Origin of the sequence: Sphingobium sp. RSMS, from assembly GCF_005406185.4 — a bacterium.
In the GTDB taxonomy this organism is placed as follows: Bacteria; Pseudomonadota; Alphaproteobacteria; order Sphingomonadales; family Sphingomonadaceae; genus Sphingobium; species Sphingobium fuliginis.
The window spans coordinates 2633923-2658130 of the sequence record NZ_CM191257.1 but is presented as its reverse complement, the minus strand read 5'-3'; the positions used below and the strand labels follow the sequence as shown (position 1 = coordinate 2658130).

Genomic DNA, 24208 nt, shown 5'->3' with positions numbered 1-24208 from the left:
AGGTGAGCAAGGGGTCGTCGTGCATGGGCTTGCGTGTGATGCCGTCGCTGCCAGAACTGACCGCGCAGCAGCAGGACGAAGTGCGTCAGGCTTGCGGTTTCGCCTGCGTCCGCTGTGGCGTGACCATCTACCGCTATCTTCGCTTGCCCGAAAGTCATGGGGTGACGCTGCTCTGCCCCACCTGCCATGGGCTGGTGGAGGAAGGGCGCCTGACGCCGATGCAGGTGCAGGGCTTCCATGCCAATCCCGTCGTGCGGCAGCGCCATTTCGCGCGGGACCGCCTGCCCTTCTCGCCGGAATTGCCGACGCTGATCATGGGCGGTTCGCAATTGCTGAGGGACACGCCGATCCCGCTGACGCTGGAGGGGGAGCCGATCCTGATCTTCGCGCCGCCGCGCCGAAGCAATGGCGCGACCCGCATCAGCGTGCGCATGGGTGGCCCCGATGGCGAGCCGGTGCAGGTCGTGAACGGCAATGAGTGGATGCCGACGGACGGTAGCTGGCACTTCCTGCTGCGCGGCGACCGCTACAGCATGATGGCGGCGCGGGGCGAGGGGCTGGCGGTGCTGCGCATCGTGGCGCGCAACCGCATTGCCGTCGAGCATCTGCGCACCACGATCAGGGGGCGGCGGCTGGAAGTGACGCCCGACTGGCTGGAGATCGACGGGAAGCGTTATGTCGGGCGGATCGGCAGCGGGACGCTGATCGGGCTGGAATGTTGATGGGGCGTGGGCGGCGCTGTGGTCTGATCCGTTGGTTATGGGCGCGCCGCTCTTCCATTATTCAGATGTCATCTGACTTTTCTTCCTCAGCCTGCTCATGTTGAGCGCCGCGGCGGCGCGAATCAGCGCCTTGAACGCGTCGGCATCGATTGTCTCGCCTTCCCTTATGTCGATGGCGCGGCGCACATTGCCGTCCAGGCTGGCGTTGAACAGGCCTGCCGGGTCCTCCAGCGAAGCGCCCTTCGCGAAGGTCAGCTTGACCACCGCCTTGTAGCTTTCCCCGGTGCAGAGAATGCCGCCATGCGACCAGACCGGGACGCCCCGCCATTTCCATTCCTCGACCGCCTGCGGATCGGCTTCCCTGATCAGCGCGCGGACATGGGCAAGCGTTTCTCCCCGCCAATCGCTGAGTTCCGCGATGCGCCGGTCGATCAGCGCGGAGGGAGAGTCAGTGTCGTTCATCGCGCCGCTCCTCTTGCCCGGCACCCTAAACGGATCGCAACGAAACGGGAATGGCGTAGCGATGGTGCCAGGAGGGGCCTGCCTCCCCGCGCCACCGCTACGCCGCCCTTTGGGGACCACCCGTGGGGCTGGCCGCCCGCGATCAGGGGGATCGCGACCGGCGCCGGATGGGATACGGCTGTGCGGTAAGGTTTATTCCATTGCGATCCTCAGCCGCAGCGCGCGGTCGTGATCGCCATCTTCCCGTCATAGCTGACCGTCAACCGGTCCGGGCGGAAATCCATGGTCATCGCCATGCCCGGCGCGCCCCAGCGCAGCGTGCGCGCGCCGGAAAGCCTGAGCAATTCGGCGCCGGTCGCCGCGCTGGCGGTCTGGCCGATGAAGCGGTCCAGCCCCTCGTCGCGGCATGGTCCTTCGGCGGTGGGCGGCGGCGTGGCGGGGCCTTCGCCGTTCGCGCCGGCGCAGGCGGCAAGCAGGGACAGAAGAGGAAGCATGGCGGTTCGCATCCGTCCTGAACTCCTATTGCGTGCGGGTCATCTTGAGGCGGCCATTCTTGACCGCGAAGGCAAGGCGGCCCTCGACCAGGTCGACCGCATCGCGGCCGAACTGTTCATAGCGCCAGCCTTCCAGGATCGCGAGGTCTTCCCGCACGCCGGCCGCCAGCGCGTCGATGTCGTCGCTGCGGGCGATGAGGCGCGCGGCGACGTTGATGTCGCGCGAACGGATTTTCAGCAGCAGCTTCAGAAGGTCCGCCACCAGCGCGCCATCCTTGCCCAGGCCCGGCCGCTTGGGATCGCGCTCCGGCATTTCCTCCTTGGCCAGCGGCTTGTGCGCGGCAAGGGCGAGCATCAGCCGATTGCCGATGTCGTTGGTCTTCCAGGTGGCAGACAGGCCGCGCACCTTGCCCAGATCCTCCTGCGTGCGCGGCGGGTGGCTGGCGATGTCGGCCAGCGTCTCATCCTTGACGATGCGGCCGCGTGGCAGATTCTTGTCCTGCGCCTCCATCTCGCGCCATGCCGCCAGCGCCTTCAGGCGGCCCAGCACATCGGCCTTGCGGCTGGCGATGCGGACGCGTTGCCAGGCCTCGTCGGGCCTGTTCTCATAATTGGAGGGATCGCTGATCCGCTCCATCTCCTGATCCAGCCAGTCGCCACGGCCGGTCCGGCGCAGTTCCTCCAGCATCTTGGGGAAAATCTGGATCAGGTAGGTGACGTCGCCGATCGCATAATCGATCTGCCGCTTGTCGAGCGGCCGGCGCGCCCAGTCGGTGAAGCGCGCGCCCTTGTCGAGCTGCACGCCCAGCCAGGCGTCGACCAGATTGCCGTAGCCGATCTGTTCGCCCAGCCCCAGCGCCATCGCCGCGATCTGCGTGTCGAACATCGGATGGGGGGTCTTGCCGGTCAGGTTGTAGATGATCTCCAGGTCCTGACCGCCCGCATGGAAGACCTTCAGCACATCCTCATTGTCGACCATCAGGTCGAGCAGGGGCGAAAGGTCGAGGCCGGGCGCCTTGGGGTCGATGGCCGCCGCCTCATGCTCGTCCGCGACCTGCACCAGGCAGAGATCGGGCCAATAGCTGTTTTCGCGCATGAATTCGGTATCGACCGCGATATAGGGCGATTTGGCGATCCGGGCGCAGAATTGGGCGAGAGTCTTGCTGTCGGTAATCAGCGGATGGATTTGCATATGGTCTTCGATCTTATTATGGGCTGGCCCGTCGCGCACGGGCTCGTCAATGCTTGACAGGACTGCCCATAGCGGCGCTGCAACAATTTGTCATTTCCGTAAAACGAAGCTGAAAGACCAAAAACGCCATGCATGCCTATCGCACCCACACCTGCGGCGCCCTTACGACGGCGGAGGTCGGCAATGAGGTGCGGGTGTCCGGCTGGGTGCATCGCAAGCGGGACCATGGCGACCTGGTGTTCATCGACCTGCGCGACCATTATGGCATGGTGCAGATCGTCACCGAGGTGGATGGGCCGGTGTTCAGGGTGATCGAGTCGCTGCGGGCCGAAAGCGTCGTGACCGTGACGGGCAAGGTCGTCGCCCGGGCGAAGGAAGCGGTGAACCCCAACCTGCCGACCGGCGAGATCGAGATTCGCGCGCTGGACGCGGTGGTGCTGTCCGCCGCCGCCGACCTGCCGCTGCCGGTGGCTGGCGAGCAGGAATATCCGGAGGACATCCGCCTTCGCTACCGCTTCCTCGATCTGCGGCGCGAGACGCTGCACGCGAACATCGTCAAGCGCACGCAGATCATCCGGGACATGCGCCGCCGCATGGAGGATGCAGGATTCACCGAATATTCGACGCCGATCCTTACGGCGTCGAGCCCCGAAGGCGCCCGAGACTTTCTGGTGCCGAGCCGCATCCATGCGGGCAAATTCTACGCGCTGCCCCAGGCGCCGCAGCAATATAAGCAGTTGCTGATGGTCGCGGGTTTCGACCGCTATTTCCAGATCGCGCCCTGCTTCCGCGACGAGGACCCGCGCGCCGACCGCCTGCCGGGCGAATTCTACCAGTTGGACCTGGAGATGAGCTTCGTCACCCAGGAAGACGTGTGGAACACCATGGAGCCGGTGATCGCGCAGGTGTTCGAGGCATTCGCCGACGGCAGGCCGGTGACGCCAGCGGGCAGCTTCCCGCGCATCCCCCATGCCGAGGCGATGCTGAAATATGGGTCGGACAAGCCCGACCTGCGCAACCCGATCCTGATCAGCGATGTGACCGAGCATTTCCATGGCAGCGGCTTCGGCATCTTCGCTTCGCTGGTGGAGAGCGGCAGCGTGATCCGCGCTATTCCCGCACCGGGCGCAGGCGCGGGCAGCCGGAAATTCTTCGACGACATGAACAATTGGGCGCGCAGCGAAGGCTATTCGGGCCTTGGCTATATCAACATCAAGGACGGCGTGCCCGGCGGTCCCATCGCCAAGAACCATGGCGAGGAACGGACGGCGAAGCTGATCGAGGCGTTGGGCCTTGGCCCCAATGACGGCGTCTTCTTCGCGGCGGGCAAGGAAAGCCGGGCGGCCAAGCTGGCGGGTCTGGCGCGCATCCGCGTGGGTGAGCAGCTCGACCTGATCGACAGGGATCGCTTCGAATTGTGCTGGATCGTCGACTTCCCCTTCTACGAATATGACGAGGATGAGAAGAAGATCGATTTCGCGCACAACCCCTTCTCCATGCCGCAGGGGGGATTGGATGCGCTGGAGCATCAGGACCCGCTGAGCCTCAAGGCCTATCAATATGACATGGTCTGCAACGGCTATGAGATCGCCTCGGGATCGATCCGCAACCAGTCGCCGGAACTGATGGTCAAGGCGTTCGAGAAGGTGGGCCTCAGCCAGGCCGATGTGGAGGAGCGCTTCGGCGGCCTCTATCGCGCGTTCCAATATGGCGCGCCGCCCCATGGCGGCATGGCGGCGGGCGTGGACCGCATCGTGATGCTGCTTTGCGGGGCGCAGAACCTGCGCGAGATCACGCTGTTCCCGATGAACCAGCGTGCGGAAGACCTGCTGATGGGGGCGCCCAGCCCGGCGGAGTTCAAGCAGTTGCGCGAACTGCACATCCGCGTCGTGGAGCCGCAGGCGAAGGCCTGATTCCCAACCTCCGCTCGCCCTGAGCCCGAACGACAGGAGAGGCTTGCACTCCCGCCGAACCTTCGATGTAAGGACGGGCAAGGGGGACAGGCCATGCTCGACGAACAGATGTTGCCGGACAAACCGCCGGCCCTGGCGCGCAGCCTGGGCGTGGCGGGCGTCCTGTTCCTGACCCTGTCCGCGACCACCCCGGCATCCTCCGTCTTCGTCATCATACCCGGCATGTTGCAGGAGGCGGGGACCGGCGCGATCTGGGCGATGATCCTCGCCAGCCTGATCTGCGTCACCACCGCCTTCATCTATGCCGAACTCTCCTCCGCCTGGCCGGTGGCGGGCGGGGAATATGTCGCGGTGGCGCAGACGCTGGGGCCGATGGCCGGTTTCGTCATGCTGGGCGTCAATGTCTTCAACAATGTGCTCTTCCCGCCGGTCGCGGCGCTGGGCATCGCATCGGTCATGGCGACGGTGGTGCCGGGCCTGCCCGCCGTGCCGGTCGCGGTGGCGGTGATGATCGGATCGACGCTGGTCGCGATCCTCAATATCCGCGTGAATGCGGTCATCACCGGGCTGTTCCTGCTGGTCGAACTGGCAGCCGTGGCCGTGGTGATGGTGCTGGGCTTTGCCGACCATGCGCGGCCGGCGCTGGAATTCCTGACCGATCCGGTGGTGGCAGCGGCCGGGCAGGGCTTCGTCCCGGCCAGCGCCGCCTCCATCGGGGTGGCGACGACCATCGCGATCTTCGCGCTCAACGGCTATGGCATGGCGGTCTATTTCGGGGAGGAGATGCACGAGGCGCCCAGACGGATCGCCGGAACCATCCTCGCCGCCCTCGGCCTCGCGCTGCTGTTCGAAGGCGTGCCCTTGCTCGCGCTGCTGCTGGCGAGGATCGACCTTGCGACCCTGCTGGCCGTCGACGATCCCTTTGGCCTGCTGGTGCGGCAGCGGGGGAGCGCCGGCCTTTCGGCGCTCGTGTCGGTCGGCATCGTGCTTGCGATCGTGAACGCGATCATCGCCTGCGTGCTGGCCTGCGCCCGCTTCTTCTATTCGACCGGGCGGGACCGGGCCTGGATTCCGCGCATCGACGACTGGCTGGTGGCGATCCATCCGCGCTTCGATTCGCCCTGGATCGGGACGCTGATCGTCGGCGGGATGGGAACGCTCGCCTGCTTCCTGCCGCTATCCATGCTGCTGGTGCTGAACGGCACCGGGCTGGTGGCGATCTATGGCGGCATCGCGCTGGCCGCCATGGCCGGGCGGCGCAGCGGGGCGAGCGCCCATGCGCCCTATCGCATGCCGCTTTATCCGCTTGCCCCGGTCGTCACCCTGCTCGCGCTGGCCTATGTGGTCTGGACCAGCTGGCTCGATGCCGGGGAGGGGCGGCCCGGCCTGATTGCAACCGCCGCCCAGATTGCGGGTTCGGTGCTTTGGTATAAGCTCGTGCTTTGCCGCCGGGGCCAGTGGAAGGTGCAGACATGACCATCGACCTTGCCGATTATGAGAAGGGCGCGACGTTCAAGGGCGATTATGAGGCGAAGCTGGCCGAATTGCAGGAGCGGCTCGCCAAGATCCAGGTCGCGCACATCATCCACGACCGGCGCAGCGTCATCCTGCTGGAGGGGTGGGATGCGGCGGGCAAGGGCGGCATCATCAAGCGCATGACCGCCGACTGGGACCCGCGCTATTACAAGGTCCACCCCATTTCCGCCCCGACGGAGGAGGAGCGCGACCGGCACTTCCTCTGGCGTTTCTGGACGCGGCTGCCGGCTGGGCGCAACATCGCGATCTTCGACCGGAGCTGGTATGGCCGGGTGCTGGTCGAGCGGGTCGAGGGCTTCTGTTCCAAGGGCGAATGGAAGCGCGCCTATGAAGAGATCAACGCCTTCGAAAGGCAGCAGGTCGACGCCGGGACCAACATCGTCAAGCTGTTCGTCCACATCACGCAAGAGACGCAGGACGAACAGCTCGCCCAGCGGCTCGACACGCCGTGGAAGCGGTGGAAGACCGGCGCGGACGATTATCGCAACCGCGCAAGGCGGGCCGATTATCTGGACGCCATGCACGACATGTTCCGCAAGACCGACACCAAGGTGGCGCCCTGGCATGCCATCGACAATAATCACCGTCGGGCGGGTCGGATCGCGGCACTCTCCTATGTCGCCAAGCGATTGGAAAAGCTGGTGCCGATGGATTTTCCGGAAGCCGATCCGGAGGTGGTGAAGCTGGCCGCCAAGGCCTACGGCTATAGGGTTCCGTAAGAAAATCACTGAAAATCAACATCTTGTAACAAAATTGTCATCAAAATCTAACGGCTCATTTACCATTATGGGCTTAACCGGCCCCTATGTACGCACCCCCGATGCTCGACCGATCCCTGGACCATTTGGCCGGTCCGCTCCTCATGACGCCCAGCCCGGCGATCCGGCTGGGGCGGCCGCTTAGCGAGGCGGTCGATCATTTCCAGCATGACCCGGCGCTGCGGCTGCTGCCGGTACTCGATGCCGCCGACAGGCCCGTGGGAGCGATCTACGAATGCGACATGCGGCGCATCCTGTTCAATCCCTTCGGCCATGCCCTGTTGCGCAATCCCAGCTTCGGTGGGCGGCTGGACGATCATGTCCGTCACTGCGCGACGGTCGAGCGGCGCGCCAGCATCGAGGCGCTGATCGACCTCTATGCCGCGCAGGGGCGGGGCTGCGAAGGCCTGATCGTGGTGGACGGGGATCGCTATGCCGGGGTCGCGGGTGGGCAGCTTCTGCTCCGGCTGGCGGCGGAGCGGGACGCGCGGGTGGCGCTGGCGAGGGTCGAGCGGCTGGAACGGGTGACGCGGGAGAGCGCGACGTTCCGGGCCGATGTCCAGGCGTTGACAGGGGACATGGTGGCGATGGCGGACATGCTGTCGCGTCTGGCCGAAGATGCGGCGGAACGGTCCGCGCATAACGGGCATGCGTCGGCCGGCATGGCGGTGGCGGCGGCGCAGACCGCCGACAATCTGGCCGGCATCGCCGGGTCCGGGCGGGAGCTGGGGCTGCTGTTCCAGGCGATGGAGGACGAAGTGCGCGAGGCGGGGGCCGCCATTCGCGCCGCCGTCGACCAGACGCAATCGGGTGCGGCGCAGACAAGGATGCTGAGCGCGCAGGCCGACGGGATCGGGGAAGTGACCGCGCTGATCGACGCGATTGCGCGGGCGACGACGACGCTGGCGCTCAATGCCGGGATAGAGGCGGCACGGGCCGGGGACGCCGGGCGGGGCTTTGCCGTGGTCGCGCGGGAGGTCAAGACGCTGGCGGGCCAGACACGCGATGCGGCGGCGGAGATTGCGCGGCGGATCGACCATATCCGCGCGACCGTCGGCCATGTCGCGCAGGGCCATGCGCATATGGATGCGGCGATCGCGACGGCGGATCGGCTTTCGGCCTCCGTCTTTACGGCGGTGGCGCGGCATGGCGCATTCAGCCGGGCGATTGCGGACAGCGTGGCGGAGGCGGGCGAGGCGAGCGGGCATGTCCGCGCCAGCGCCAGTCAGATCAGCGTCAATGCGGGGGCGGCGGTGGCGGATGCGCAGGCGATGCGCGACGCGGCGAGCCGCCTGTCGGAAGAGGCGCATCGGCTGGATGACCGCGCCAGCGCCTTCATCCGCGCAATTCAGGCCGCCTGAAGGGAAAAGGGCTGGCTTCGGGCGGAATTCGGGTTAGGCTCTCCTTCCAGAAAGAAGGAGAGGATGCATGCTCGTCATGTTCGTGGGCGCCGACCGGACCGAAACCGCCGTCAATGCCGCGCAGGTCACCTTCGTGTCATCGGTGACGGACGGCACCCGCATCCGCTTCGGAGAGGGACGCAGCGTCACCGTGATCGAGCCGATCGCCGAGGTGATGGAGCGGCTCAACGTGATATTGCGGCGGGACGATTAGCGGGCTGTTCCGGCGGTTTGTCTTGGCATGGCCGATCATCACGCCGGATAGCTGATCGCCATCACCTCATATTCCCGCTCGCCCGCGGGCAGCACCACGCGGCGCAGGTCGCCCACGGCAGCGCCGCGCAGGGCGCGGGCGATGGGCGTGCTCCAGCCGATGCGGCCGGCGGCGGCGTCCGTCTCGTCATTGCCGACCAGCGTGACGGTGCGGTGGTTGTCGTCCTCGTCCGCGATGGTGACGGTGGCGCCGAAATAGACCTTGCTCTTGTCGGGCTGCTGGCGCGGGTCGACGACCCTGGCGTCCTTCATCTTGCGCGAGAGGCGCTTCAACTGGCCGTCGATCTCGCGCATCCGCTTGCGACCGTAGAGATAGTCGCCATTTTCGCTGCGGTCGCCATTGCCGGCCGCCCAGCTTACCACTTCCACGATCTTCGGGCGCTCGACTCCCAGGAGCTGGTCATATTCGGCGCGCAGCTTCGCGAAACCTTCCGGAGTGATATAGTTGGGATGGGGAGTGCTCATGCCCCGCCCATAGCGCAAGTTCAGCCCGGCGTCTGCTTGCCGAGATATTTGGACAGCGGCGTCGTCGTGCCCCGGAAGCGGGCGCGCTGCGGGTTCATCGCCTCATAGACCACGGCGTTTTCCAGCACGCGCTGGACATAGTTGCGCGTTTCGAAAAGCGGAATCTGCTCGATCCAGCGCAGCATGTCGGCGCCGGGCAGGCGCGGGTCGCCATTGGCCGCGATCCAGCGGTTCACATTGCCCGGCCCGGCATTATAGGCCGCCACCGCCAGCGGGTAGCTGCCGCCATAATAATCGAGCATCCGCTGGAAATAGGAGGAGCCGAGCATGATGTTGTAGCTGGGGTCGTTGAGCGAACTGGCGTCATAGCTCATTCCCAGCTTCCCCGCCTGTTCGCGGGCGGTGCCGGGCATCAGTTGCATCAGCCCGCGTGCGCCCGCATGGCTGACGATCTGCCGGTCGAACTGGCTTTCCTGCCGGGCAATGGCGTGGACCATCGTCCAGTTATATTGCGCCTCCGACGGCACGGGCACGCGGGGAAAGGCGCTTTCGCCATAGCCGGTGAGGCCGCTCGACACGGCGCGGCGGCCGACCATCACGCCCATGTCGGGCCGTCCGATGCTCTGCGCGAGTTCGACGGCGAGATAATGGTCGGCATCGCTGTCGGCATTATTGGCGATGGCGCGGGCGAATTTGCTCTGATCTTCCCAATAGCCCATCTGGCCCAGCGCCTTCACCGCCCGGACGACCGAGCGGCTGGCGAAGGCCGTGCGCTCTGCGGCGGAGATTTCGACCGGACGTTCCACGGCCGCTGGGGCAGGGATCGGCCGGCCCAGCCGTTCGAGCGCAAGCTGGCCGTAAAACTGGTCCGGAAAGGCCCCCGCGCGGGCGAAATAGCTGTTCGCGGTCGCAGCGTCGCCGGCCTGGAGCGCGGCGCGACCCGCCCAGTAGAAGCCCTTGGACTGGGTCTGCGGCGACTTGGCGGCTGTGGCGTAGCGGCGGAACATCTCCATCGCGTCCAGCGGCTTGCCAAGGTTGTAGAAGGCCGTCGATCCCGCCAGCCAGGCAAGGCTGGTATAATCGTCGCGCTCGCCAATGGGCCGGCTGTTGACGTCGGTGCCGGGCAGATAGGCGTCGTCCAGCTTGCTGGCGATGCCGTAGGCGAAGCTCCACTGGCTGTCATTGGCGGCGGCGCGCGCCTGCGTCAGCAGCGTTTCATACCATTTTTCCGCGTCGCCGGGACGGAAGGTCAACGCCGGACGGTTGGCGAGATATTGGCGGCCGGCGATCCAGTTGCCCGTGTTGAGCAGCCATGTCGCCTTGTCCGCGACGAATCCGGCGTCGGTCGCGCCCACGGCCTCCGCCAACTGCATCTTCATCGCCGCGTCGGGCGCCTTCTGGCGGAAGGCGATGCGCGCCTCATAGACCGGGCGGCGGGCCGGCGAGACATAGGCAAGCCTCCGCTGCGCGCCCATGACGTCGCCCTTCCACAGCAGCGCGTCGGCGCGCAGGTCATGCTCCACCGATGTCCATCCCGCGCCGAAGAGCGAAAGCAGCCGCGCCTCGTCATCGGGGGAAAGCGTGCCGCCGACCCATGCGTTGCGCGCGGCGACCCGCGCCTCGCTCATGCGGCCCTGCTGCATCAGCGCCAGCGCATAGCGGGCATTGCCGGTTGCGGTGCGCGGCGGGAAGCGGGTGAAGAAGGCGATGACTTGCCCGGGATCGTAGCTGTTGGGATTGATGCCGGTTTCCGCCAGCCGCCGCATCCGGTCCTCGCCCGGCCAGCCGGGATTGGCCATGATGAAGCTCATATAGGTGGAGGAGCCCAGGCCATCGCTCTGCTGGAGCGCGCGCCACTGGCTGATCGTGCCGGAGATCGACGGATCGCTCGCCACGCCGATTCGGCTTTGCGCGCGCTGCCACGGGCTGGGCTCGCTGGAGTTGGGAACAGGCTGCACCACGGCGCCGGGCGGATAGGCCGCGGCTGGCGCGGGGCCGGTGGTTTCGGTCTGGGCGCTGGCGCCGGCTGTGAAAAGCAAAAGAGCAATCAGTGGCATACGAACCGTGAGGGCTTCCGGGGCAGTTTCAAGACAGGAGAGCGATACCCTACTGGACATTATCGCAATTGCATCCTTATCAGGCCCTGAATGACGCGCTATAGCGCGCCGTTCGCGTGTTTCACGCTATCATGCCCCGGAATCCCGGTGAATTGAAGGAGTTTGTTGCATGTTTTCCGGGTCGATTCCGGCACTGATCACGCCCTTCCGCAACGGGGCGGTGGACGAGGCGGCTTTTCGCGCCTTCGTCGACTGGCAGATCGGGGAAGGCAGCAGCGCGCTCGTCCCTTGCGGCACGACGGGCGAAAGCGCGACCATGACGGTCGAGGAACATAATCGCGTCATCGCCATCTGCGTCGACCAGGCGGCGGGCCGCGTGCCGGTGATCGCGGGTTGCGGTTCCAACGACACCCGCATCGCGCTGGAGCATATGTTCGCGGCGCAGGCGGCGGGGGCCGATGCGGCGCTGGTGGTCGCGCCCTATTACAACAAGCCCAATCAGGAGGGGGTGTACCGGCATTTCGCGCATCTGGCGGAGCGCTGTTCGCTGCCGATCATCCTCTACAACGTGCCCAGCCGCACGATCACCGACATCGGCGTGCCGGTCATCCACCGCCTGTCGGAGGAATTCCAGACCATCGTCGGCATCAAGGACGCCACCGGGAATCTGGGGCGGGTCAGCGCACAGCGCCTCGCCTGCCGGGCCGATTTCTGTCAGCTTTCCGGCAATGACGAAACGGCGCTGGGTTTCAATGCAATGGGCGGCAGGGGCTGCATTTCGGTCACGGCCAATGTCGCGCCGCGCCTCTGCGCCGAATTCCAGCGGGCGATGGCAAGCGGCGACTGGCATGGCGCCCTTGCGCTTCAGGATCGTCTCTACCCCCTGCATGATGCCCTGTTCAGCGATTCTTCACCCGGCCCGGTCAAATATGCCCTTACGCGCGTTCGGCCCGACATGTCCGGCGAGGTCCGCCTGCCGATCACCTGGCCGTCGGAATCGAGCCGTGCCGCCGTCGACCGGGCTCTGGAGATCGCGGGACTGGTTTGATCGTCCCGCGGGCCTATATGGTGAAGCGAGTTAGTTAGAGAATAATGGCCCGTCCCCGTCCCGAAGCCTTCGACAAGAAGAAGATCGTCGCCGAGAACCGGCGCGCCCGTTTCGAATATTTCCTGGAGGATGTGTTCGAGGCTGGAATCGCCCTGCAAGGGACCGAGGTGAAGTCGCTGCGCTTCGGCGAGGGCAATATCGCGGAAAGCTATGCCGAGGTGAAGGGCGAGCAGGTGTGGCTGGTCAACAGCAACATCCCCGAATTCAGCCATGGCAATCGCTTCAACCATGAGCCCAAGCGCCCCCGCAAGCTGCTGCTGCACCAGCGGGAGATCGCCCGCATGCACGGCGCTGTCGAGCGCAAGGGAATGACGCTGGTGCCGCTGTCGATCTATTTCAACAGCCGGGGCAAGGCGAAGGTCGAGCTGGCGCTGGCCAAGGGCAAGAAGACCCATGACAAGCGCGACACGATCAAGGAACGCGACTGGAAGCGCGATCAGCAGCGCATCATGAAGGCGCATCGCTGATGGACAACAGGCTCTCCCGCTGGTGGCACGCCAATGCGCCTACCCGCGAATCGCTGGAAAACAACCGCTTTTTGGCCCCGGTGGCGCACCGGGTGCTGGAACCCTCGCTGTGGCGCTTCACCCGGCGTTCGGTGCCGCGCGGCGTGGCATTGGGGCTGCTGGTCGGCATCTTCCTGCTGATCCCCGGCGTGCAGATCGCGGGCGCGGCGCTGCTGGCGCTGCCGTTCCGGGCGAACATCCCGCTGGCGGCGGCGATGACCTTCCTCTCCAATCCCGCGACCACGCCGCTGTTCCTGATGGCGTCGGTCTATATGGGCAACTGGCTGCTCGGACGGTCGGCGGATGCATCGGGCTTCATGGCGCTGATCGACCGGCATGCCTCGATCCGCGAATGGTGCGCCTGGCTCTTTTCGGAGGCGGCGCCCGCCATGCTGCTGGGGCTGGCGCTGATTTCCCTGGCCTTTGCGGTGGTCGGCTACTTCCTGGCCGACTGGATCTGGCGTCATCGCATGGGCCGGAAATGGCATGCCCGCAAATTGAGGATTGGCAAGGCACGCGAAAGCAGCGCATTGGAGGAGGTCGCTTCGGCCTGATCGGCGGGAGCGGGCAGTCCATTGTGAATGCAGGGGGATAGCCGGGCCGTGTCCGCGCGTGTGATCAGGGATGGAGACGCCTGGGCGGCCGACAGGTCGTCGCCCCTGGCCCTGCCGCTGCTCATCCTGCTGGCGCTGATGTCCGCCGGGCTGGTGGTCTATGCCGCCGGCAACTGGGCGCTGGGCGCCGGGTTCGGCGCCGCGCTGCTGGCCGGGGCGGCGCTGCTGGGGTGGTATCGCCGGCTCTATCCGCAGGAAGTGGCCGTGGGTGAGGCCGTGCCCGACTGGACGGTGGCGCGCGCGGCGGCGGATGCCTCCAACATGGCGATCGCCGTCACCGATCGCGCCGGGCGGCTGGTCTGCGCCAGCGACCTGTTCGGGGAATGGTTTCCCGGTTTCCCCACGCCGCCCCATGTCACCGGCGACAGCAGCCTGTCCGACAGTCTGGGCAACGCCGCCCGCGCCGCCTGGCGCGACGGCGAGGCGCGGGTGGAAGGGATCGTGCAGGGTGCGCTGCGACTGGATGCCTTCCTCTGCCGCACCGGCCGGTCGGAGGATTATCTGCTGTGGCGCTTTTCCCCGGTGCGCCAGCCGAGCGCGCTGGACGATGTGCACCGCCTGCTGACCGGGGAAGCCGGGCGGCAATTGGGCGAAGCGGGCATCATGGCGGTGATGATCGGCGGGGAGGGGCGCATCCGGGCCGCCAACGGCGCCTTCCTGCTGCGCGCCGCCGGACGGATCGACGCCAATATCACCGGGCGCGATTTCGCCGCCCACATGCGGGTGGACGACAAGGCGCGGCTGTTCCTGGCGCGGGAGGAATCGGGCGGCATTCCGCTGCGGCTGCTGCTGATCGACGAGCCGGCGGGCAATGCGGGCGGCACGTCGGCGCTTTCCTATATCGAGACGCTGTTGTCGCTGCTGCCCTTCGGCCTCGCCATGGCGGATCGCGACGGTCGCGTCCTGTTCATGAACAAGGCCTTTTCGCGAGCGGCGGGCGTTAAGCCCGAGGAGAAGCCGAGCTATCCCGGCGACCTGGTGGTGCGGGAAGATCAGGCGGCGGTGGCCGACGCCGTGCGGCGCTTTGCGGTCGGGCCGCAAATGTCGGGCGATGTCGCCGTGCGCATGCGCAACCAACCGGACGAGCCGATCGCGCTCAGCCTGGCCGGCGTGCGCGGGCTGGGCGAGGCGGCGGTGCTGCTCTCCCTCAAGGACAATAGCGAGGAGAGCAAGCTCAAGCGCCAGGTCGCGCAGGCGACCAAGATGCAGGCGATCGGCCAGCTCGCGGGCGGCGTCGCGCATGACTTCAACAATATCCTGACCGCGATCATCGGCCATTGCGACCTGATGCTGATGCGCCATACGCCGGGCGACAGCGATTATGACGACATCCAGCAGATCAAGTCGAACAGCAACCGCGCGGCGGGGCTGACGCGGCAGTTGCTCGCCTTCTCGCGCCAGCAGACGTTGCGGCCGCAGATATTGCAGTTGCCCGACATCGTCGCGGACGTCTCCAACCTGCTGAAGCGCCTGCTGGGCGAGAGCGTCAAGCTGGAAGTCAGCCATGGCCGCAATCTGGGCGCGGTGCGGGCCGATCCCGGCCAGCTGGAGCAGGTGATCGTCAACCTGGCGGTCAACGCCCGCGACGCCATGCCGGACGGCGGCACGCTCAATATCCAGACCTACGGCGTGCCCGCCGCCAAGGTGCGGGAGATGCGGTCGGACATATTGCCGCCAGCCGACTATACGGCGGTGCGGGTGTCCGACACGGGGCTGGGCATCCCGCCCGACATTCTTTCGAAGATCTTCGAACCCTTCTTCACCACGAAGGAACTGGGCAAGGGGACGGGCCTTGGCCTCTCCACCGTCTACGGCATCGTCAAGCAGTCGGGCGGGTTCATCTTCGCGGAATCGGAGCTTGGCCGCGGGGCGAGCTTCGTCATCTACCTGCCCGTCTATCAGGGCGCCGATGTCGATCAGGCCGCCCAGCCCAAGGCGCCCGTGCGCCGCAGCGAAACCTGGGGCACCGGCACCGTGCTGCTGGTGGAGGATGAGGATATGGTGCGCGCCGTCGCGGAACGGGCTTTGTCGCGCCAGGGCTATAAGGTGCTGACAGCCAATGACGGCGAACAGGGGCTGGAAGTGCTGGCCGGAGACGAGAAGATCGACCTGTTGATTTCCGATGTGGTGATGCCGAACATGGACGGCCCATCGATGGTGGCGCGGGCGCGGGCGAGCCATCCGGACCTGCCGGTCTTGTTCATGTCGGGCTATGCCGAGGAACAGTTGCGCAAATCGATCGACATCGCCAATGTGGCTTTCCTTCCGAAACCCTTTTCCGTCAGCCAGTTGGCGGAAGCGGCGCGGGATGCTCTGGCGATGCGTCCTGCGGCGGAATGAATTTGAAGAATGAACTTCCGCGCGGCTTGTCGATTATGCCGGTGGGAAAGGCCTTTGGGGTTGCGATGGGTAAGATTGGGGACCGCAAGCATGTCTGACGGCAAGACCATCCTGATCGTCGAGGATGAGGCAATGATCGGCATGATGCTGGAGGATTATCTCGACACGCTCGGATACCGGCTGCACGCCATTGCCGAATCGGTCGATGATGCCTGCGCCAAGGCGCGCGAGGGCGGCTTCGACGCGGCGCTGCTCGATTGCAACCTGCATGGCGAGAAAAGCTGGCCCGTTGCGGACATATTGGCGCAGAGCGGCATACCCTTCGTCTTTGCGACGGGCGGCATGGCGGACGATCTGCCGACCAGCCATGCCGACCGGCCGACCCTGGCCAAGCCCTTCACGATCGGCGCGGTCGAGCGCGCGCTGAACAAGGCGCTGAGCGCCGCATAAGAAAATTTCGTTCCCCTCTTGTTCCATTAGAACAAACAGGATACATGGTGGCCACGCGCCATCCGGACCGGCGCGTTCCGCTTGACAGGGGATAGGCCGATGACCGCAATGCTCTCACTCATCGATTCCAAGAAGACAGGGACAATGGACAGACAGAAAGCATTGGAAGCGGCCCTTTCCCAGATCGACCGTGCCTTCGGCAAGGGGTCGGCCATGAAGCTGGGCAGCCGCGAGAAGATCGAGATCGAGGCGATCTCGACCGGATCGCTGGGGCTGGACATCGCGCTTGGCATTGGTGGCCTGCCGCGCGGACGTATTGTGGAGATTTATGGCCCGGAAAGCTCGGGCAAGACCACGCTGGCGCTGCACGCCATTGCAGAAGCGCAGAAGACCGGCGGCATCGCAGCCTTTGTCGATGCGGAACATGCACTCGATCCGGGCTATGCGAAGAAGCTAGGCGTCGACATCGACGAACTGATCGTATCGCAGCCGGATACCGGTGAGCAGGCGCTGGAGATCGTCGACACGCTGGTGCGCTCCAATGCCATCGACGTGCTGGTGGTGGACTCGGTCGCCGCGCTGGTTCCGCGTGCCGAAATCGAGGGCGAGATGGGCGACAGCCATGTCGGCCTGCAGGCCCGCCTGATGAGCCAGGCGCTGCGCAAGCTGACCGGCTCCATCTCCCGCTCGCGCTGTCTGGTGATCTTCATCAACCAGGTCCGCATGAAGATCGGCGTCATGTACGGCAATCCCGAAACGACGACGGGCGGCAACGCGCTCAAATTCTACGCCTCGGTCCGCCTCGACATCCGTCGCACCGGTCAGATCAAGGATCGTGAGGACATTGTCGGCAACGCGACCCGCGTGAAAGTGGTCAAGAACAAGGTCGCGCCGCCCTTCAAGCAGGTCGAATTCGACATCATGTATGGCGAGGGCGTGTCCAAGATCGGCGAACTGCTCGACATCGGCGTGAAGGCTGGGCTGGTCGAGAAGTCGGGCGCCTGGTTCTCCTATGACTCGGTTCGCATCGGGCAAGGTCGCGAGAATGCGAAAACCTTTCTGAAAGAACATCCCGAAATGGCGGACAAGCTGGAAAAGGCGATCCGCGGAAAGACCGAGGAGGTCGCCGAAGGGATGATGGCCGGACCCGAAGCGGAGGATGATGGCGAATAAGCGCTGACGGGCTTTCCGGCCGGATCAACCGGAAGGCTCCAGCGCGGCTCTGCCCGCCTGCCGCTTCACGCACTGAAAAGGCCCGCTGCGCGACTGGCGCAGCGGGCCTTTTACCTTTGGCCCGGGTGTCCGGATGGGATGCCCTATCCATGGAATTCTCTTTGCGGGCAGAGGCGTTGGATGATGATTGGTCATGCTGCCGTCCAACACTCCGCGCCCCTGCAAAGGTTCCTCGAAACAGACAAGTGCCTCATAAGAACCCAAGCCAGACGCTGCCGTGATAGATGAGAGAGACCTGGACTCATGCCTTCAGGAGCGTGGTGAATCGCAGGAATCTCGCCCTGCATTCAGACCCGGTTTCCCGCCCGCAAGCATCCAGCAAAGTCGCCCCTTGAACTCGCCCCCGGACATTTCCATCCGACTGCCGATGGCGTCAATAATCCTTCGAATAGCGCAGATTGGCTGAAGAACCCGCATTGGTGCCGGTCTTCGACAAAAGGCTGAGCGTCTTGGACAGGGAGATTTCGAGCTGGGTGGCGGTGAAACCCTTGGGATCGGTGATCACCTCCACATAGATGTTGTTGGAGATATGCTGCCCGACGGCGAGGGAGGTGCCGCGCCCCGTCGCCTCGTCGCCGCCGACGATGCCGATCCGGTCGACGCCCGACGCATTTTGCAGCTTGCCCATGGGATTGAGCCCGCCTCCGCCCCCACGCAGACCGTTGAGCGCCGCCGCCAACTGGATCGCTTGGGTGGCCGACAGGTTCGCCACATTGTCCCCGAACAGGATGCGCGCCAATATCTCGTCCTGCGGCAGCGTCGGCGTGGAAACGAAGGCGATGTCGGGCCGTTGCGCCGTGCCGCCCACCGCTATGCCAGCCGTCACATCGTCGATCCGGGTTTCGGCGCGGATCGCCAGCGTGGGATTCATCATCGGTCCGTTGAAGGTGATGATGCCCTGCTCCAGATCGAACTGATGGCCCGAGAAGCTGTAGCGGCCGCGTATCACCTCGATCTTGCCAACCACGCGCGGATCGTTCGCGGTGCCGGTGACGCGCATGTTCGTCTTCCATTCGGAATCGAGGCCCATGCCGGTCACATAGATTTCATTATCGGCGCGAACGCGCACGTCCAGCTTCCATGGGGTGGGCCTGGCGGCCGCCTGCCGCGCCGCAAGGCGCTGGTCGAGCAGGTCGGTCCCTTCGCCCTTGCGGCGCACGCCCGTTAACTGGCGGATGTCGCTGCCCCCCTGCCAGGCGACGCGGTAGCGCGTTTCCGGAAGCGAAAGGTCGCCCTTGATCAGGCCGCCATTGGCCGGGCTGTTGGTGATGGCCAGCGTGCCGCTGACCACGCTGGTGATCGCTTCGCTGCGGGCGAGGCGGGCGCGGTTCAGCTTCACGGCTATGTTCATCGGATAGCCGCTCTCCGCCGCCAGCCCCACCGTGCCGCTGGCCTGCACCGTGCCTTCGCCTGCCCGCCCGGAAAAGTCGCGCAGGTCGAGCCGGTCATTGGTGAAGCGCCCGTCCAGCCGCATCTGCGTGACGCGCGTGCCGAAGGTCTCATTCTCATAGGTCAGGGCATTGGCGCGAACCAGCCCGTTGAGACGCGGGGCAGTCAGCCGCCCCCCGAAATCCGCCGCGACGGCGATCGGCCCCGTCAATTGCTGGTCGGCCAGCCCGGCGAAGGAAAACAGCACATCGGCCGGCCCGGCATAGCGGATGCCGCCGCCCAAGGGCGCGGATTGCAATTGCTGCGCCCAACTCGCCCCGGGTCCCGGCGGCGCCAGCGTCGCGACGAAACGGCCCAGCGTCGCATTGCCGCGCCGGATAAGGCCGCGCATGTCGCCGCCTGCGCTCGACAGCTTGCCCTCGATCGCCATCGACACCGGATCGGACACGGCGGTCAGGCTGGAGCGGCGGAAGTCGTTGATCGCGAGGCGCGTGGTCGCAGTGGGGAAGGCGGAGCCATTCTGCGCGAAATCCAGCGTGCCGGTCGCTTTCCCGCCAATTCCCAATCCCGGTGAGGCCATGTTGACGATGGCGAGGTCGAAATCCTTGAACCGCGCCTGCATCGCCGTCTGCCGGCCGAAGCGCCCCGCCAGGTCGACCCGGCCCTGCGGCAGCACCAGCGTTGAGGGTTCGAGGCGATAGCCTTCCTTCTCGATCCGGATGATGGCAGGCCGGGCGAAGCGGAAGGGGATGTTGCTCGCCCGTCCCTCCAGCGCGACGGCGTAGAGCGTCGGGCGCAACGCGGCGTTCATGGCGATGGAGAAGGGCACGCCGGTCGATCCGTCAGCCACCAACTGAGCCCGACCGCGTCCGCCGCGATAGTCGATCCGGCCGCGCGCCTTGCGCACGATATAGTCGCCATAGGCGGCGTTCGCCATCTGCACGTCGGCGTTGATCTGCGGCTGTTCGGTCAGCACCATGTTCGCCGTGATCAGCGCCCGGCCGATCACCACATCCGCTTCGCCCGGCAGTTTCGCATTGCTGGCGGTGGCGCTCAACTGCGCGCCCTGCGCCTTGCCCACCGCCATCAGCCGGACCGCGCCGGTGATGCCGGAACCGTTCATGGCAAGTTGCCCGGTGAAGGGACCGGCGGCACTCTGCTGCACGCGGCCGTTCATGTCGATGCCGGCGAAACGCGCCCTTGCTATGTCGATGGTGAGCGGCCCCCTGGCAGTGCGGATCAGCACATTGGCGAAGAAGGGGCCATAGGCGGACCCGCCCGTGGCTTCGAGCCGATAGCCCGCCCCTTCGCCATTCAGCTTCGCCACCACGTCGTAAAGCTGCACGCCGACATTGGGCCGGGCGGCGCGGAGCACGGCATTGGGCCGCTCCATCGTGCCGCGCACGGTCAGCGCCAGCGGGCCATATTGGTTGGACGTCGCCTTGGCGTCGAAGGCGATCCGGCCGTCGGTATCATAGCTGCCCGAACCGCTGTGGATCCGGAAATTGGGCGCCGCGCCTTTCAGGCCGGTGAGGGTGAACTTCCCCTCCGGCGTCATGCCGATGCTGCCGGAGGCGACGGCATTGCCGCCCAGGAAATCGCGGACGGAGGCGTTCTCCCAACGGGCCGTGCGGACGCCGAAACGGCCGGACAGGCCGAAGCCGCCCCGGGGCCCCGGCACCAGCTTCACATCGGTGTTGAGATTGACGATGCCGACGCCGTCGATCCTGTAGTCGTTGACCCGGCCCTTGAGCGCGCCGCGATAGATGGCGTTTTCCATGTCGGCCAGCACGATGGCGGTGGCGTCCACCCGGTCGCTGTCGATCTTCAGATTGTCGCTGATGAGCTTGCCCGCGGCATAGGCGAAGTCGCCCTTCACCCGCAGATTGTTGAGCAGGCCGCCCGCCGCGGCATTGAGGCCGGTGACGCGGCTGGCGGTGGCGCTTACCGGAATGCGGATGCGGTCGGCGTCGATCACGGCGCGCCCGCTGGCCTTCAGATTTTCGATCCCCGTGGCGTCGAAGGCGATATGCTTCGCCGTGATGTCATAGTCGATGAAGGGCGTCGCCATCGGCCCGTCGAGGATAACCGAAGCGCGCACATCGCGGCCCTTCACCTTCTCCATGATCGCACCGGGGGTGAGCAGGGCGGCGTCGATCCTGAGCGCGCTGAACCGGCTTTGGCCAAGGTCGATCAGACCCTGCGCGGTGGCGGACAGGGCAGGGGATTTCAGCGAACCTTTGAGGTTCACCCGCCGCTCGTTCAGGCCCGCGAACAGGTCGACGTCAAGCGACGGCGTCGTCAGCCGGTCGACGGTCCCGGCAAAGACCAGCCCGGGCCGCAGCGGGCCCCTGGCGGTGAAATTGCCGTCGCGAGCGGCGAGCGCGATATTCGCCAACTCGCCCTTGCCGGACGTCGCGACCAGCCGCCCGTTCCACGCCTGCCACGTGCCCCGGCCGTCCAGCGTCGCGGTGAAGCCGTCGGTGAGGCCGCTCATCGCCGCGATGACGCCGCCCTTCGGCGCGGTCAGCGTGCCCTTCATGGACAGGCGGTTCTGCGCGGGCACGGCGTCCAGATTGGCCTGCAGGCGGTCGCCGCTGTCCACCACCGCATTGGCCGACAATATGGCGCGGCCGTCCGCGATATGGGTCACGCCGTCGATGGCGATCTCCCGCTTTTGGCCGATCACCGGCCTGGCGACGAGGAACCTCGCGATCTTCAGCCGATCGACGTCGATGTCGAGGTCGGGCAGGATCGGCGCATTGGGATCGCTTTTCGTCACGTTGAACTGCGGGCTGCGCGCCAGCACCACCAGCGGGCTTTCCAGCAGCCGCACCGAAATATGGTTGTCGATGTAGCGGAACGGGCTCCAAACCACATGGACGCGCGGGGAGGCGGCGAACGGCCCCTTGGGATCGCGCAGCACCAGGTCGTGGATCACCATGTCGCTGTAGATCGACCCTTCGATACGGCCGACCGATATGCCCATGCCGGATTCCAGCTTCAGCGCGGCGATCTGTCGGATCAGGAATTTCTTGCCCGGCTGGGTGTTCAGGAACAGCAGCAGCCCGGCGACCAGCACGATCAGGGCGACGACCAGTCCGACGACCCACAGGACGATCCTCTGCCAGAGGGGACGCCTGACGACGACAGTGGCGGTTTCCTCAGCCATCAGAATGCCTGTCCGATGCCGATATAAAGCGCGAATTTGGATTCGCCCGGCTGCCGGTTGATCGGCATGGCTATGTCGGCGCGGAAGGGACCGAAATTGGTGTAGAAGCGGCCGCCGACGCCCACGCCGTACCGGATGTCGGAAAATTGCGGCATGGAACTTTCATAGACCTGGCCCGCATCGACGAAGGCGACCACGCCATAGTCCCCGAAGCGGTAGCGGCCCTCGACCGCGAATTCATTGACGGACCGGCCGCCGATGGGATCGTTGTTCGCGTCCTTCGGCCCCAGTTCCTGATAGCCATAGCCGCGTACCGACCCGCCCCCGCCGGCATAGATCCGCCGTGAGGGCGCCACATCGTCGCGCTTCACCCCGCTGATCGTGCCGACCCGCGTGCGAGCGGCGATCACCAGGCTGTCCGACAAGGAATAATAGCCGGTGAGGTCGAATGTCGCGCGCAGATAGGGGGAGAAGCTGCCCTGCAACGATCCTTCCGGTTCCGCGCGCAGATTGGCGCGAAAACCCCTGGTCGGGTTCAGCAGGTCGTTGGACCGGTCATAGCCGAGTTGCACCGGCAGGCCGCCGATGAAATAGGTCCGCCGCGTCTTGTCCGCCGTCGCCGGATCGACCACCACCTGTTCGTTGGTCAGCAGCACTTCCGCGCCATAGCTGTAGGTCCAGCGCTTCTGGAAGATCGGCGTCGACTGCCGCGACCAGCCGATGTTGAGACCCGCCGTATAGGCTTCATAGGCATCGTAATTCTGGTGATTGAGCGTGATGCCGGTCTGGAAGGTCTTGTCGCGCTTGCCCGCATTGGATCGGCGGAAGGTGCCCGACGCGCCCTGTTCCTGCGTTCCGGCGATCACGCTGGCGATCAGCGCGCCTTCGGGCGGGAAGAGGTTGCGGTGGGTCCATGTTCCCTCCGCGCGGAAGCCCTGGCCGGTGCCATAGCCCAGCTCGCCCGCCAGCGTGCGCGGCTTGCCGGCCTCCTGCGCGACTTCCAGGTCGACATATTCGGTGCCGTCCGGTCCCGGCTCGCTGGTCCTGACCGGATCGACCGAGATGCTGGAGAACAGCCCCGTCGCCACCAGCGCCCGGCGAAGGTCGTCGACCTTGCGGCTGTCGTAAGGCTCGCCCGGCCTGAATCGGCTGATGACCTTCATATGATCGGCGCCGAAGGCCTGCTTCTCGCCCGTGGTGGTGATCCCCCGGAACGATCCGCGCGGGCCCGTCTCCACTGGCAGGGTATAGTCTCCCGTCACCGTCGCGGGGTCGAGCAATATGTCCCGCTGCCCGACCTTCGCGAAGGGATAGCCATTTTCCGGCAGCTTGACGCCGACATTGGCCTCCGCCCCCTCGACCGCCGCCGCGACGATATAGTCGCCGGTCTTGAGCGGCAGGCTGTCGCGGATCAGGCCGGGCGGCACGGTCGGCCCGGCGTTGATGACGATGTCCCCGATCCTGTAGCGCTTGCCCGGCGTGACCGAGAGGACGGCCTTCAATGCCCCGTCGCCCGTCTGGTCGAGCGATGCGAGCGCGGTCGCGTCATAATAGCCCTCAGCATAGAGCAGCCTTATGGCGAGCGCCTCATCCTCATGGGCGCGGGCCTGCACCATCGCCGCCGTGTCGGCCTTGCCGCCGCCGTCGATCAGGGCGGAGGAATCGCGGAACGCCGGCTCCAGCCCGGTCTTGCCGAAGCCCTCCAACGCCACCGAATAGCGCACCGCCTGGGTCTTTTCATCGGGGTTGCCGTCAGTCGCGACCTGCGTCGGCACCTGCACGCTGTCGAGCGGCGGCAGCGGCTGGGCCAGTTCACGCTCCTCCCGCGGCTCGACCGCCGGGGGCAGTTGCTGCGCCGCGCCGGCTTCCGGCATCTGCTGGTCGATCCACTGGTCTATGGAGGGCAGCGGCGCGCCGGTGCCCGTTGGCGTTTCCCCCGTCTTGGGCAGGCGCGCCTCGAACTCGCTGTCGGGCAGGATCGGTTCTTCCTGCTGTTGCGGCGAAGGCGTCTGCGCCATCAGGGGGAGGGGGGAGGCCGCCATCATCATCAGACCCAAGGCTCGCCGGACCCGCTTCTGCCTTGAACCCATGGAAACCCGCTTTGCCCCTTTTGTCCTTCGCCCG

At 66.0% G+C, this 24208-nt stretch carries 19 protein-coding genes; 12 read left to right on the top strand and 7 right to left on the bottom strand.

The genetic code is table 11. The annotated features are described in order from the left end of the window. The first annotated feature begins 38 nt into the window (after positions 1-38). Positions 39-722, top strand: coding sequence for a hypothetical protein (locus EGM87_RS12850; protein ID WP_025547473.1), 684 nt, complete (start codon positions 39-41; stop codon positions 720-722). 57 nt (positions 723-779) lie between these two features. Here EGM87_RS12850 and EGM87_RS12845 read toward each other — a convergent pair whose 3' ends face one another. The 3 genes from EGM87_RS12845 to rnd all read right to left on the bottom strand — a co-directional run bounded on the left by EGM87_RS12845 (position 780) and on the right by rnd (position 2870). Further along, positions 780-1184, bottom strand: coding sequence for a DUF1801 domain-containing protein (locus EGM87_RS12845; protein WP_103000371.1), 405 nt, complete (start codon positions 1182-1184; stop codon positions 780-782). A gap of 209 nt (positions 1185-1393) precedes the next feature. Beyond that, positions 1394-1690 (bottom strand): I78 family peptidase inhibitor, encoded by a 297-nt coding sequence (locus EGM87_RS12840; protein WP_025547470.1) that lies wholly within the window; start codon positions 1688-1690, stop codon positions 1394-1396. 13 nt (positions 1691-1703) lie between these two features. Next, positions 1704-2870 (bottom strand): ribonuclease D, encoded by a 1167-nt coding sequence (rnd, locus tag EGM87_RS12835; protein ID WP_025547468.1) that lies wholly within the window; start codon positions 2868-2870, stop codon positions 1704-1706. 128 nt (positions 2871-2998) lie between these two features. Here rnd and aspS point away from each other — a divergent pair, with 128 nt between their 5' ends. The 5 genes from aspS (at position 2999) to EGM87_RS12810 (ending at position 8691) form a co-directional block, all read left to right on the top strand. Continuing rightward, positions 2999-4783, top strand: coding sequence for an aspartate--tRNA ligase (gene aspS / locus EGM87_RS12830; protein ID WP_137710203.1), 1785 nt, complete (start codon positions 2999-3001; stop codon positions 4781-4783). 93 nt (positions 4784-4876) lie between these two features. Continuing rightward, on the top strand, positions 4877-6259 hold the full coding sequence (locus tag EGM87_RS12825; protein ID WP_253719077.1) for an APC family permease: 1383 nt from the start codon (positions 4877-4879) through the stop codon (positions 6257-6259). Next, positions 6256-7038 carry a polyphosphate kinase 2 family protein gene (locus tag EGM87_RS12820; protein ID WP_025547463.1) on the top strand — a complete coding sequence of 261 codons (783 nt, stop codon included), beginning with the start codon at positions 6256-6258 and terminating at the stop codon, positions 7036-7038. Before EGM87_RS12825 ends, EGM87_RS12820 begins: the two co-directional genes overlap by 4 nt. Positions 7039-7139: 101 nt before the next feature. Continuing rightward, the gene (locus EGM87_RS12815; protein WP_253719076.1) at positions 7140-8438 is read left to right on the top strand and encodes a methyl-accepting chemotaxis protein; all 1299 of its coding nucleotides are present in this window, start codon (positions 7140-7142) and stop codon (positions 8436-8438) included. Between the two features lie 67 nt (positions 8439-8505). After that, on the top strand, positions 8506-8691 hold the full coding sequence (locus EGM87_RS12810; RefSeq protein WP_025547459.1) for a hypothetical protein: 186 nt from the start codon (positions 8506-8508) through the stop codon (positions 8689-8691). A 38-nt stretch (positions 8692-8729) separates the two neighbouring features. Here EGM87_RS12810 and greB read toward each other — a convergent pair whose 3' ends face one another. Together greB and EGM87_RS12800 are read right to left on the bottom strand one after the other, a co-directional pair. Beyond that, the gene (gene greB, locus EGM87_RS12805; protein ID WP_025547457.1) at positions 8730-9215 is read right to left on the bottom strand and encodes a transcription elongation factor GreB; all 486 of its coding nucleotides are present in this window, start codon (positions 9213-9215) and stop codon (positions 8730-8732) included. Positions 9216-9235: 20 nt separating this feature from the next. Next, positions 9236-11272 (bottom strand): lytic transglycosylase domain-containing protein, encoded by a 2037-nt coding sequence (locus EGM87_RS12800; protein WP_137710205.1) that lies wholly within the window; start codon positions 11270-11272, stop codon positions 9236-9238. Positions 11273-11441: 169 nt separating this feature from the next. Between EGM87_RS12800 and dapA the strand changes: the two genes are divergently transcribed. The 6 genes from dapA (at position 11442) to recA (ending at position 17463) form a co-directional block, all read left to right on the top strand. Then, the gene (gene dapA / locus EGM87_RS12795) at positions 11442-12320 is read left to right on the top strand and encodes a 4-hydroxy-tetrahydrodipicolinate synthase (RefSeq protein ID WP_061937872.1); all 879 of its coding nucleotides are present in this window, start codon (positions 11442-11444) and stop codon (positions 12318-12320) included. 44 nt (positions 12321-12364) lie between these two features. Next, positions 12365-12847, top strand: coding sequence for an SsrA-binding protein SmpB (smpB, locus tag EGM87_RS12790; protein ID WP_007683053.1), 483 nt, complete (start codon positions 12365-12367; stop codon positions 12845-12847). Continuing rightward, positions 12847-13440: a DUF2062 domain-containing protein gene (locus EGM87_RS12785; RefSeq protein WP_025547448.1), complete on the top strand. Its 594-nt coding sequence runs from the start codon at positions 12847-12849 to the stop codon at positions 13438-13440. The genes smpB and EGM87_RS12785 overlap by 1 nt, the downstream gene beginning before the upstream one ends. A 48-nt stretch (positions 13441-13488) precedes the next feature. After that, positions 13489-15840: a hybrid sensor histidine kinase/response regulator gene (locus EGM87_RS12780; protein WP_137710206.1), complete on the top strand. Its 2352-nt coding sequence runs from the start codon at positions 13489-13491 to the stop codon at positions 15838-15840. A gap of 90 nt (positions 15841-15930) precedes the next feature. Next, positions 15931-16290 carry a response regulator gene (locus EGM87_RS12775; RefSeq protein ID WP_025547444.1) on the top strand — a complete coding sequence of 120 codons (360 nt, stop codon included), beginning with the start codon at positions 15931-15933 and terminating at the stop codon, positions 16288-16290. A gap of 99 nt (positions 16291-16389) precedes the next feature. Further along, complete coding sequence (gene recA, locus EGM87_RS12770) at positions 16390-17463, top strand: recombinase RecA (protein ID WP_025547442.1); 1074 nt, start codon at positions 16390-16392, stop codon at positions 17461-17463. A 433-nt stretch (positions 17464-17896) separates the two neighbouring features. Here the strand turns inward: recA and EGM87_RS12765 are convergent, their stop codons facing one another. Next, positions 17897-22084, bottom strand: coding sequence for a translocation/assembly module TamB domain-containing protein (locus EGM87_RS12765; protein ID WP_137710207.1), 4188 nt, complete (start codon positions 22082-22084; stop codon positions 17897-17899). After that, entirely contained in the window at positions 22084-24174 is a 2091-nt protein-coding gene (locus EGM87_RS12760) for an autotransporter assembly complex protein TamA (protein WP_137710208.1), read from the bottom strand. Before EGM87_RS12760 ends, EGM87_RS12765 begins: the two co-directional genes overlap by 1 nt. Between the last annotated feature and the right edge of the window lie 34 nt (positions 24175-24208).